Origin of the sequence: Bifidobacterium primatium, assembly GCF_002802875.1 — a bacterium.
Taxonomy (GTDB): Bacteria; Actinomycetota; Actinomycetes; order Actinomycetales; family Bifidobacteriaceae; genus Galliscardovia; species Galliscardovia primatium.
On the sequence record NZ_PEBI01000001.1, the window covers coordinates 310,637 to 322,562 of the forward strand.

At 65.1% G+C, this 11,926-nt stretch carries 9 protein-coding genes; 2 read left to right on the plus strand and 7 right to left on the minus strand.

Going from position 1 to position 11,926, the window contains the following annotated elements:
- Positions 1 to 134 precede the first annotated feature (134 nt).
- Positions 135 to 266 carry a hypothetical protein gene (locus CS006_RS11025; RefSeq protein WP_279324812.1) on the minus strand — a complete coding sequence of 44 codons (132 nt, stop codon included), beginning with the start codon at positions 264 to 266 and terminating at the stop codon, positions 135 to 137.
- Positions 267 to 466: 200 nt separating this feature from the next.
- On the opposite strand from CS006_RS11025, the gene dapD reads away from it, so the two are divergent.
- Complete coding sequence (gene dapD / locus CS006_RS01185) at positions 467 to 1,450, plus strand: 2,3,4,5-tetrahydropyridine-2,6-dicarboxylate N-succinyltransferase (RefSeq protein WP_100509965.1); 984 nt, start codon at positions 467 to 469, stop codon at positions 1,448 to 1,450.
- Positions 1,451 to 1,781: 331 nt separating this feature from the next.
- Here the strand turns inward: dapD and CS006_RS01190 are convergent, their stop codons facing one another.
- The 5 genes from CS006_RS01190 to CS006_RS01210 form a co-directional block, all read right to left on the minus strand.
- Positions 1,782 to 2,570 carry an ABC transporter ATP-binding protein gene (locus CS006_RS01190; protein ID WP_100509966.1) on the minus strand — a complete coding sequence of 263 codons (789 nt, stop codon included), beginning with the start codon at positions 2,568 to 2,570 and terminating at the stop codon, positions 1,782 to 1,784.
- 115 nt (positions 2,571 to 2,685) lie between these two features.
- Positions 2,686 to 4,467, minus strand: coding sequence for an ABC transporter permease (locus CS006_RS01195; RefSeq protein ID WP_100509967.1), 1,782 nt, complete (start codon positions 4,465 to 4,467; stop codon positions 2,686 to 2,688).
- A gap of 264 nt (positions 4,468 to 4,731) precedes the next feature.
- On the minus strand, positions 4,732 to 5,271 hold the full coding sequence (locus CS006_RS01200) for a DUF3592 domain-containing protein (RefSeq protein ID WP_100509968.1): 540 nt from the start codon (positions 5,269 to 5,271) through the stop codon (positions 4,732 to 4,734).
- A 108-nt stretch (positions 5,272 to 5,379) separates the two neighbouring features.
- Positions 5,380 to 6,567: a hypothetical protein gene (locus tag CS006_RS01205; RefSeq protein ID WP_100509969.1), complete on the minus strand. Its 1,188-nt coding sequence runs from the start codon at positions 6,565 to 6,567 to the stop codon at positions 5,380 to 5,382.
- 157 nt (positions 6,568 to 6,724) lie between these two features.
- A complete protein-coding gene (locus CS006_RS01210; RefSeq protein WP_243386670.1) occupies positions 6,725 to 10,465 on the minus strand; it encodes an InlB B-repeat-containing protein in 3,741 nt (1,246 codons plus the stop codon).
- A gap of 108 nt (positions 10,466 to 10,573) precedes the next feature.
- Between CS006_RS01210 and CS006_RS01215 the strand changes: the two genes are divergently transcribed.
- Positions 10,574 to 11,122, plus strand: a complete 549-nt coding sequence (locus CS006_RS01215; protein WP_100509971.1) for a TetR/AcrR family transcriptional regulator — start codon at positions 10,574 to 10,576, stop codon at positions 11,120 to 11,122.
- Positions 11,123 to 11,211: 89 nt separating this feature from the next.
- Here CS006_RS01215 and CS006_RS01220 read toward each other — a convergent pair whose 3' ends face one another.
- Complete coding sequence (locus tag CS006_RS01220; protein WP_100509972.1) at positions 11,212 to 11,913, minus strand: ABC transporter ATP-binding protein; 702 nt, start codon at positions 11,911 to 11,913, stop codon at positions 11,212 to 11,214.
- Positions 11,914 to 11,926 lie beyond the last annotated feature (13 nt).

An 11,926-nucleotide genomic window follows, 5' to 3' on the forward strand; every position in this document is an offset into this window, starting at 1 on the left:
GGAATCGTCGGTCGCCGTGCCCGATCGGACGGGCTTCGCACATAACGCAAGTCCATGGCGAAGACCCACGGGAACACGGGTGTCGCAGCGTATCGTCACACCAGCCTTGGCGTGTGTCAGGGGAAATGATGCGTTCAAAGACCGGCGTACAATGCCGGGACGACCATGCTCACGAGCATGCCGACGGCAACGACGATGCACACCGCGCGCGCGATCATGCGACGGCGGCGGTCACGCTGCTCACGTTCGTTCCGGTATTCGTTCACAAATGGTCATTGTAACGGCTGCCCCTCTACAAAACCCCGTTCCGCGTGTGGACGTTCGCTGCGGGCTATCGCGGGTGGGATTTATTGTGGATGACGGAACATTCCACAGTCCCTGCCGAACGGCCACGTTCCATGGCCGGCGGTCTCGGACGACACCTGCATCATATGCACATGCATACGGCAATATATAAGGAGTAGCAATGGCTGAATCGCGTACCGCATGGGGTTGGGGCCTCGCCAGCATCGACGCGGCGGGAAACACGCTTGACGTATGGTATCCGAGCCTGACGCTCGGCACGGCCCCCGCCGAGGGCCACCGTCCGGAGCACGACTTCGGCGCGCTCGAGCACGTGGAGGCCGATGCCCGCGGCGTGCGCCGCGTCCCCGTGTTCACCGTCTCCTCGCTCGACGAGCCGATCGTGGACGCCGCCGACGCCTACCTGCGCCTGCACCTGCTGAGCATGCGCCTCGCCAAGCCGAACACGCTCAACCTCGACGGCATCTTCGGCAAGCTCAACAACGTCGTGTGGACCAACTACGGCCCGTTCGCCGTGGAGGACTTCGCCCTGCGCAAGCTCGACGTGCTCAAGGCCGCCTCCGCCGCCCCGTACCCGGCCGTCGACGTCAACGTGCTCTCCGTCGACAAGTTCCCCCGCATGATCGACTACGTGGTGCCCTCCGGCGTGCGCATCGGCAACGCCGACCGCATCCGCCTCGGAGCCCACCTGGCCGAAGGCACGACCGTCATGCACGAGGGCTTCGTGAACTTCAACGCCGGCACGCTTGGCACCTCCATGGTCGAAGGCCGCATCTCGCAGGGCGTCGTCGTCGGCGACGGCTCCGACATCGGCGGCGCCGCATCCATCATGGGCACCCTCTCCGGCGGCGGCAAGCTGCGCAACTCCATCGGCAAGCACTCGCTGCTCGGCGCCAACGCCGGCATCGGCATCTCCCTCGGCGACAACTGCGTGGTCGAAGCGGGCCTGTACGTGACCGCCGGCACCAAGGTCACCATCTACGACAAGGCCAAGGTCGCCGCCGGCCAGCCGCTCGACGTCGTCAAGGGCAAGGACCTCAGCGGCAAGGACAACATCATGTTCATCCGCAACTCGACGACGGGCGCCGTCGAGGCCCGCACCCGCAAGGTCGGCATCGAACTCAACGCCGCACTGCATAAGAACTAAGGACATCGTCCTTAGTTCTTATGCAGCCGTGCGCGGCCTTGGCGGCCGCTCCCCTCGCCTACGGACAGTCCACCGGACTGTCCGCCTAACGGCTCGGCATAAGAACTGACCCTCTCATAGGCTCCCCTCTGGAGGGGAGCTGTCATGCGGCAGCATGACTGAGGGGAGGATGACACCTCGCACCGCGGGACATCAACTCCCCTCAGACCGCCTTCGGCGGCCAGCTCCCCTCAATCATGAGGGGAGCTTTTTGCATAGACGGCCATCCAATTCAATCAGGCCGTCGGCCTTGCCCGGTCAAGAAGGGGAGCTTTTTCGTATCTTGCACGTCCTACCGCAGTCTGGCGAGCTGGTAGACCTCGTCGGACTGGGCGGCGACCTCGGGGCTGTGCGTCACGATGATGACGCACTTGCCCTCGTCATGGGCCAGCGATTTGAAGATCGCCATGATGTCGTCCTGCGTGGAGAGGTCGAGGTTGCCGGTCGGCTCGTCGGCGAGGATGATCGTCGGATCGTAGCCGAGCGCGCGAGCGATGGCCACGCGCTGCTGCTCGCCGCCCGACAGATGCAGGATGCGCTCGTTCGCGTATTCGGGACGGAGCCGCACCTTTTCGATGAGCTCCTTGGCGATCTCCGTCTTCGGCCTGTCGAACGTCTTGCCGGAGGCGTCCATGGACAGGATGATGTTCTCGGCCACGGTGAGCGCCGGCAGCAGGTTGAAGCTTTGGAAGATCACGCCGATGTCGTGGCTGCGGAAACGGTAGCGGTCGGTTTTGGCCAGGTCGTTGCCGTGATAGAGCACCCTGCCCTCGGTCGGCACGGTCAGACCGGAGAGCAGCGACAGCAGCGTGGTCTTGCCCGCGCCGGACGGGCCGGTGATGGAATACACCCTGCCCGGCTGGAAGGCGTAGTTCTTGTCGTCCAGCACCTTCTTGCCGCCCTTGGTGTAGGAGTATGACACATGGTCGAGTTCAAGCGCGGGAACGGTGGCCGGAGCCGCCGAGGCGTCGGCGACGGGTTCCTTGGCGCCGGGTTCCGCAGTGACGGTGGTTTCGACGGGGGTTTCGACGGCGGACGGTACGGTCTCGGTCGTCGCGGCGTCGATGGTTTCGTTGGTCATGATGGCTCTTTTCTGTACTTATGCGAAGAGGAACGGGAAACGGTCGGCTGTCCCTCGGTCCGCCTGCGGCGGCCGGCTCCCCTGTGGCATGGGGAGCCTGTTCGGGAAACGGCGTTTACGAACGGTCGGCGAGGATCTGCAGGGGCTCGTAGCGCATGACGAAGATGATGCCGACGAGCGCGGAGACGAGTGTAAGCCCCAGACCGATGAGTATCAGCTGACCGATGACCTTGAAGTTCACCGTGGCGTTGATGGTGCTCACATAGCTCACGGCCCGGTTCATGCCGCCTCGCACGCCGCCCTGGTCGCCGCCCGGTGCACTGGGCGCGGAGCTGCCGCCGCTCGAATTCGACGACGAGGAGGAGGAACCGGAGTCATTCGAATTCGACTCCGAGGAGCCGGACGATTCGGAGCCGGACGACGAATCGGAACCATTGGAATCAGAGCCGGACTGGCCCGGCGCTCCCCCGCCCATGTCGGCGCCGCGGCCGAACTGCTCCTGCTGGCTGGCGGTTTCGGACTGCTGCGCGGAGATCTGCGAGGCGAGCAGCTGGTTCGAGACCGGCACGGAGGCCGCGGCTCCGCCGGCCACGCCGAGCGCGATGCCGCACATGGTCACGATGAGCAGCTCGATGGCGAACTGCGCGGCGACCTTCACCTTGTTCACGCCGATGGCGGTGAGCACGCCCACCTCGTACTTGCGCTCGCGGATGTTGAACAGGTTGAGCACGATGAGCACCACCGCACCCACGATCAGCACCACGATGAGCAGGGTCAGCGCGAACTTGGCGAGGTTGTCGAGTGGCACGAGGCTGGACTCGTAGTTCTCCACGTCGGCGGACTGCACGGTGTAGGTGTCGGCGAGGCCGGCCTTCTTCACGTCGGAGGCGAAGGTCTTGTAGTCGTTGGCGTTGCTCAGCACGTAGGTGAAGCTCAGCTGCGTTGACGTGTTGTCGTCATCGTCGTTGGCCGTGGTCGTGGAGTCGAGGCCCAGCGACTTGAGCGTGGAGACGGACGTGTAGATGGCGTTGTCGGCGTCCTGCGAGGTGCCACCCATCGGCCCCATGGAGTCGGTGTTGCTCGACGTGGTGTTCTGGTAGATGCCGCTGATGGTGAGCTTGTAGGTCTTGGAGGTGTCGTTGGGGTTGGTCACCGTGATGGTGTCGCCCACTTTGAGGTCGTTGAAGTCGGCGAGCGCCTTGGAGATGATGACCTTGCCGTTGTCGGACGAGCCGTAGCCGAACACCTTGCCGGAGGTCATGGTGAAGGTGCCGTTGGCGGCCTTGCTTACGGCGGTGTCGGAGGAGAATCCGGTGAGGGTGAAGTCGCCGGAGGTCATGCCTCCCATGCCGCCGCCCTGGCCGTCGCCGCCGGGGCCGCCCTGGCCGGGCTGGCCCTGCTGGCCGTTGGAGCCGGAGGACGAATTCGAAGAGGATGATGACGAGCTCGACGACGAGGAGTTCGCCGAATTCGAGGAGGTGCTTTCGACCGGCTGGAACGAGTCGGTGCCGGAGACGCCGGTGCTTTCGGAGTAGTAGGTACTGACGCTCACGCTGGACGCCTTGGCGTACTTCTGATAGTCGGCGAGCGAGAGGCTGCTGGACTCCATGGCCTCACGCATGGCGTCGAAGTCCGGCTTGGAATCCGACGACGAGCTTGACGACGAGGACGACGAGCTCGACGACTTGGCCTGTTCCATGAGTTTGCTGCGGTCGGCGCTGATGGTCGCCGTCACGCTGGTGGATGCGAGGCCGGTCTCGCGCGCGTCGTCGGCGGCGTTGCGTATGGCGAGGCCGACGGTCGCGGCGGCGGCGATGATCGCGACGATCAGCACGATCAGTATGTTGCGGCCCTTGTTCCGTATCACGGTTTTCCAGGCGTTCCTAAGCACGAACATGATGGTCCTTCATTCACGATGGGCAGGATGCAAGCCCCGCATCATGCGCCATGGGCTAAGACCGTGAGTAGGGCGGCGACCGGCGGATGCCGTCATCATGCGGGGCTCTGACCCCAACTATGCGGCGCGAACTTGGCAGCCGCCTTGTTCGTCACTGGAAAAGCCCGGCGACCTTTCCGGCACCGGGCTTGATGTTTCCTGAACGCTGTCTGAATACGGCGCTCGTCATACGTTCACGTATGCATCACGCATGCGTCGCGTATGTCATAGCTGCGTCAGCACCAGCAGGGTGAAGGGCAGCAGGATCGCCAGCGTACCGGCGCCTGTGGCGCATAGGACGATGGCGACCATAGACATCCGTTTGTTGACGTGATGCGCGAAGGCCTTCGACGGGTCGGCCGGATCGTAGTAGACCGGCATGGGGCTGCCGAGCGGCCAGAGCTGCTGCGCCATGGCGCGCAGGTTGGTGACCATTCTGGTGGGCACGTGCAGCACGTCGTTGTCGGAGACGTAGGCACCGGAATCGTTGTATGGATCCCAGGGAACGTTCTTCTCCACTCCGGCGTAGGCACGGAACTGACGGGCGACGCGGTAGTCGCGGCCGTTCACCCGATAGCCGATGACGGGCTTCATGTTCACGCCTCCGAGGAACCGGTAGCCGATGACGGTGCCGTTGGTCACCGCCGTGCAGCGATTGGCCTTCCTGCGATGCAATGCTTCGACGACGACGCCTGCGATGATCAGACCCATCGAGGGAATGACCGTGATGCCGATGATCAGCGGCGCGAACCACCAGTTCTCCATTGATGCGACCTTTCGAGGATGGGTTCGATGGCAATGCTTGGATTATTCTACGCCGCCGCGCCCCGCATGCACATCATCGCCCTGCAGTGGATCGTCTGCCGTCGTCGATCACTGCCGGGAGGGGTCGGGGGCGACGTGGTCGAGCACGTCGATGCCGCCGCCGGGCCAGTAGGTGAGCAGTATCGGCCTGTGCGGCTCGCCGATGATGCGCGAGGCGGCGTCCTTGTCGGACCAGTCGCAGGTCACGGTGACGGTGCTGCCGTCGTCCTTGGTGAAGATGAAGTCGGCGTAGTCGCTCGAGTCGCCGTCATCGTCGGTCTCCGTATGCGTTTCGAGGCCCTGGTATTGCGCGGCGACCGTGCGGGGGCCGTATGCCAGCCCGAACAGGGCACCGCCCGCGATGATGATGCCGGCGAGCAGCGGCACGCCGATGCTGTAGAGGTGGAAGTTGCGGTTGTCGGCGAGGATGCCGCGCATCTGGTCCTCCGGAATCTCCTCGTCCGCTCCTATCCGCCTGAGTATCCTGCCTTTGACCACCATGTGAACGAGTATCCACAGTGCGATGCCGATTGGCGCGAGTCCAAGGTTTGTCTGCTTCAGCACGCCTTGGAAACCGAACGGCGACAATGCCCCGTCCAGCGCCAGCGTGCCGGCGATGATGCCGATCACGGCCACGACGGTCGCATACGTCAGCGGCTTGAAACGGGCGGGGTCACGTCCCACGAGCGTCTCCTTGTCCACGCGAGGCAGGCGGTGGAACGCCCGCGAGGTCGTATCGACCACGGTTTCCCGTGAAGCCGTCAGCGGGTCGAGCTCCAGCGACTCCCAGACCTGCGGCCGTTCGTACCAGCGCATGATCACATGGGTGCCGTACCTGCGCACGGCCCGGCGCAGCACGGGATCGCGCATGGCCTCGCGCGGCAGATGCTCGAAGACGACCTCCTCGCCGTCGTTGAGACGAAAGTGGTAGCGCGTGGTCACGCTGACGAGCGGTCCGTCCTCCTCGTCGCCGTCCTCGTCCTCGTCGTTGTTCGTCGTATGGTGTTCGATCTCCTCGTATTGCGCGACCACCGCATATGCGGTTCGTGGTCCGCGCCGCAACGCGGTCACGCATTGCAGGAAGGTGCGGCCGTTGCGGAACAACGCGTATCCGCTGGCCGCGGTGACGATGGCCCCCATGACGCCATCTATCGGCACACGTATATGCGTCAGTTCACCGATGCCGGCGTAAAGAAAGAACCCCGCGATGGCGAGACCTATGACGGCGATGATTATCTTCCTGACGAGTGTCTTCATCCAGCGACCGTTCCCTTTGCTCTCGCTTCCTGGTCCCGGTTCCATTATCGGCGAAGGCCCCGTGCATATACGGGGGTATATGCACGGGGCCCGATGAATTCAGACGCTGTTCACCGTCCGGTCGCCATCGGTCAATGTGACGCCGGTCAGCGCAACGTCAGTCGATGTCGTATCCGTCGATGCGACGCCGGCACACCTCGCGGAGCTTGACGGCCAGTCCCGCTGCGGCGAGCACGATGGCGAGCCCGAGCAGACCGTTGGCCACGCCGGTTCTGGCGAGTTCGGACGAGACCGAACCGTGGTCCTGCGGCCTGGTCTCGACGATGACGCGGCTGCCATCGGCGGTGCTGGAGCCGGGAAGGTCGTGGCTCGGGTTCCGGTTCACGTCGACGCTGCCGTCGCCGTCGTTGTCGCCGCCGTTGGGATTGTCGCCGTCGGAGCCGCTATCGGAGCCGTTGCTGCCGCCACCTCCGGGGGTCTCGCCCGGGTCGGTGGTCGGCTGCTTGTCCCATACGGCGGTGAGTGTGACGACGCCGTCGGCGTCGGCCGTGAGATTGGCCACCTTCTCGCCGTCGGCGTACACGGTGCCGTGGCCGTCGGACCAGCCGGCGAACGCGTAATCCTTGCGGACGAACGCGTTCTTCGTCAGTGTCGCCTCCTTGCCGTATTCCATGGCGAGGTCGGCCATCTCGCCGGTGACGTCGCCGGCGTCGTCCACGCCGGCGTCGAACCGGATGATGTAGCGGTTGGGCGTCCACACGGCGGTGAGCATGACGGTCTCATGGCCCTTCAAGGACAACGACTTCACGCCCTCCCCCGCTTTGACCACCGTGCCGTCGGGCAGCTTCCAGCCGTCGAACGTGTATCCGGCGCGCGTGAACTTCGGCTCGGGGGCCATCGTCTCCTCGCCGACGACGGCCGTCACGGTGTCCATGGTTCCGGTGCCGCCGGCCGCGTCGAACGCGATGGCGTATTTCGCGCGCGTCCATGTGGCGGTAAGCGTCAGGTCGCCGTCCGGCAGGGCGTCGCCGGGCTTGTAGACGGTCTTGCCGTCGGTCCAGCCGGTGGCGTCCCAGCCGTCGCGGGTGAAGGCGACGTCGGGCGCGACGGCGCTGACGCCTTGGTATCGTGTCAGGTCGGCCATGGTGCCCTTGGCGTCGTCGGCACCGGCCTTGAACGTCACGGTGCCGGCGGTCTTGGCTTCGGGCGCCTTGACGGTCTCCACCCTGATGGATTTGATGGGCAGGGCGTTGTAGCCGTTCACCCAGTTGACGGTGGACGTGTACGTGTACGATTTGCCGGTCAGGTTCTCGCCCTCGTAGAGCGTGACCTTGAGCCCATTGGGGACGTTGAGGCTGCGCACGTCGTCGTAGAGTTCGCCGAGCTCGTCCTTGCCGCTGTATGCGCCGATGCCGAGGTCCTTGTAGTTGCCGCCGTATCCGGCCGGGCCGTAGATGGCGTCGTAGACGCGCGTCACGCGGCTGTCGGTGAACGTGGCCTGGGCGACGGCGCTGGGCAGGCTGCCGGCGCGGTAGGCGATGGCCTTCACGGTCAGCGGACTGGATGCGATGGCGATGCTGCCGCCGGTCCAGCGCTTGCCGTTCGTCGATGACGGTTCGCTGCCGTCGGTCGTGTAGTACACGTCGTCGTCGGTGTTGTTCGGCGTAATGGCGAACGCGAGGGAGCCGTCGTCGGCCTTGGCGCCGTGGATGGTCGGTCGCGGCGTGGTCGCGGTCTCGCCATTCTTGGGCGTGAGCGTGAACTGGAGCGTGCCGCCCTGCCAGGAGAGCGCGTCGACGTGCGTGCCGGCCGGATGGGCGGTGTAGCCGTCGAGCGTGACGCTCACCGTGGCCGAACCGATGCCTTTGAGCGTCGCCTTGCCGTCGGCCGGGTTGACGTCGGTCGCCTTGGCGTTCGGATCGTCGGGCTTCACATGCACGACGGCCTTGGACGTGTCGGCGCCATCGGACGTCTTGACGACGACGGTCACGTCGGCCGTAGTCGGCACGGCCGCCTCGGGCGACGGATTGGTGCGGTAGTCGTAGGCGATGACGGTGTACTTGGGCACGACGTTGCCGGTGTCGACGGTGAACGTGCCGTCCTGGCTCCAGGCGACGGCCTTGCCGTCGGCGAGCAGCGTGTAGCCGGCCGTGCTTTTCGCCTCGATGCTGCCGTCGGGGTAGGAGGCGGTGATGGCGAACCTGCCGGATGAGGGGCGTGAGGTCGTGACGTTCGGCGCGGCGGTCGTCTTGGTGAACGCCCTGGCGCCGTTGATGCCCTTGGCGTCGGCGTCGATGGAGAAGTATTCGATGTGCTGCGTGAGCTTCGGATATTTGGCCGTGTAGGCGGCGGTCGCGTCGGAGACGGTCATGCCGTAGCGGCCCATGACCTCGCTCATGTCGAAGCCGAGGGCGTCGGAGTAGGCGCGTGCGGCGGCGTCCTTCACGCCGCCGACGTTGGTGTACGTGCGGGGCGTGCGGCGGACCTGACGGTAGACGGCGCCAAGGCCGCCGTACTTGTTGACCTGGTCGGCGAGTTCCTTCGTGTAGCCGCTGCCGTTGCCGAAATCGTAGGCCGAGTAGTCGTAGTCGTCGAAGAACCGCAGCATGTTGAACCGTGCGGTCACGTCGTACCAGATGTCGCCCCACGGGGATTCGGGGTTCTCGCCGGCGAGCTTGGCGTTCAGGTACGAGTCGATGTTCTTCTGGCCGGAGAGCACGCCGGAATGGTAGGTGGACGTGGTGAACGCGGTGCCGTTGTTCTTCAGCTTGTCGATGCCGGCCTCGCGACGGCCCCACATGGAGACGAGGTTGTTGGTCTCCTCGACGACGGCGAGCGGCGCGATGTCGAGCATGTGGCCGAACTCGTGGTCGTTGCCCCAGCCGTGCGACCCTTCGACGCTGGTGGCGACGCCCGGCCATACGCCCTCGCCGAGGTGGTACATCGTGTACCAGGCGAACATGGTCGAGGGGCTGGTGAGGTTCTGCGTCATCTCCAGCACGATCTTCATGCGCGTGGGCTTCTGCCTGGCGTCCGCGGCGTTCCCGTCGAATCCGAGCACGCCGTCGAAGTAGTCGAGTCGGTCGTTGGCGACCTTGTAGACGTTCCGGATCCATGCCGTCGCCTTGGCTTCGGTGTCGATGTCCTTGACGGAGTCGACCATCTTGGCGGCGCGCAGGTCGTAGACCATGCGGCCGAGCACGAGGCTGGTCATGTCCATGCCGAGGTCGGGGTCGTCGTTGAGCTGGCCGACGGCCGTGTCGACGCCGGCGTCGACGTAGGAGCGCAGTTCGGTCAGATACGTCCAGAACGCCTCGGGATGGGCGGCGTCGTACGTGTACAGCGGGTATTCGCCGAGAGACGGCCTGCCGTCCGATCCGTTCTCGTTTTCGATGACGACGGACGCCCTCTGCCCGCCGTCGTTGCGGACGAGCAGCACCTGGCCGACCTTGTTCTTGGTGGTGTCGTAGGTGATCTCGTTGACGCCGGCCTTGAGCTTGCCGCCGTCGTCGGCGCGGACGAGCGCGTGGTTGTTCGCGTCCACGCGGCCGGCCTGACGATGCGCCCACAATACGTTCGGGCCGTCGGCCGTCGTGTTCAGCGTGATCCTGAACTTCGCGGTGATGCCGGGACGGATGTAGTAGCCCGTCCAGTCGCCGTTCTCGAACTGGAAGTACTGCTGCGTGCGGGTCTTGTCGGTGTCCTTGCTGCCGGCGGTGGACAGCTCGATGGTCTTCTCCCCCGCCTTCGCCTCGGTGGCCGCCGTGCCGACCGTCGCGACGCCGGCCGTCGCAACGGCCCCCGGCAACGCGTTTGCCGTGGCTGGCAACGCCATGCCGCACAGCAACGCGGCCGCGGCCAGTACGGCGGCAAAGACCTTGCGGGACACTACTCTCATCAAGCCTCCTGAAACCCTCGTAATATAACGTTTTAACTATATAGGAGGGCTCAGAGTGCGCACCCTCCCCCTTGCCTCCCTGCGGGCGGGGTGCGTTATCATGACGGCATGGCTTCAACGCAGAGCAGACGCAACGATCCGGAACGCAGGCAGCGCATCATCGACGCATGCCTCGACGTCATCGCCGAGCGTGGCGTGGCGGGAACGTCGCACCGGGTCGTGGCCGCGAGGGCCGGCGTTCCCCTCGGCTCGATGACCTACTATTTCGACGGCATGGACGACCTGCTGCATCAGGCGTTCGGCCAGTTCGTGCAACGGTCCATCGACGTCTTCGCCGCCCGCATGGCCGACGTTTCGAGCACCGAGGCGGCCTGCGAGGCCGTCGCCCGGCATATCGAGGGCGATCTGCTGATCACGCCGCACGACTTCACCATCAATCTGGAGTTCTATACGATCGCCGCCCGCGACGGCTCCTTCCGCGATTTGAGCGAACGGTGGATGGCGGCGAGCCGCGCCGAGCTGGAACGGTTCTTTGATGCCGAGACCGCACAATTGCTCGACGCGCTCGTCGAGGGTCTGACCCTGCACCGCGCGTTCGGCGTGGCATCCTCCCCCGCCGCCATCCGCACGGCCATCCACCGAATCACGGGCCGGTAGTCCCGGAATCCGGAATCTATGGTGCCTTTCGGTCGTTTTTCGCCGTGAAAACGACCATTTGGCACCATGGATTCCGGATTCCGGGGTTTTTACCACTCGATGTCGGCGATGGGCGTCGGATGCTCGTTAACGCAAATCTCCGTGACCTTGCCGGAGCGGAAGCGAATCAATCGGTCGCCCATCGGCGCGAGCGCGGAATTGTGCGTGACCAGCGCAACGGTGATGCCGTTGTTGCGGCAGGAATCCTGCAACAGCTGGAGAATCTGCTTGCCAGTGTTGTAGTCGAGGGCGCCGGTCGGCTCGTCGCACAGCAGCAGCTTCGGGTTCTTGGCGAGCGCGCGGGCGATGGAGACGCGCTGCTGTTCGCCGCCGGAAAGCTGTGCGGGGAAGTTGCCCAGGCGCTCGCCGAGACCGACCTTTTCGAGCGTTTCGCGGGCGTCGAGCGCGTCGGGGCAGATCTGGCTGGCGAGTTCCACGTTTTCGAGGGCGGTGAGGTTGGGCACGAGGTTGTAGAACTGGAAGACGAATCCGACGTCGAACCGGCGGTAGTCGGTGAGTTCGGATTCGCTGGCGGCGGTCAGGGCGCGGCCGTCGAGGACGACGCTGCCGGAGGTGGCGCGGTCCATGCCGCCGAGGATGTTCAGCGCCGTGGATTTTCCGGCGCCGGACGCGCCGAGGATGACGGCGAGCTCGCCCTTTTCGATGTCGAACGTCGCGTGGTCGAGGGCCTTGACGGCGGACTCCCCCTCGCCGTATTGGCGGACCACGTCATGGAATTCCAGGAATGCCATTGTCTGCTCCTTT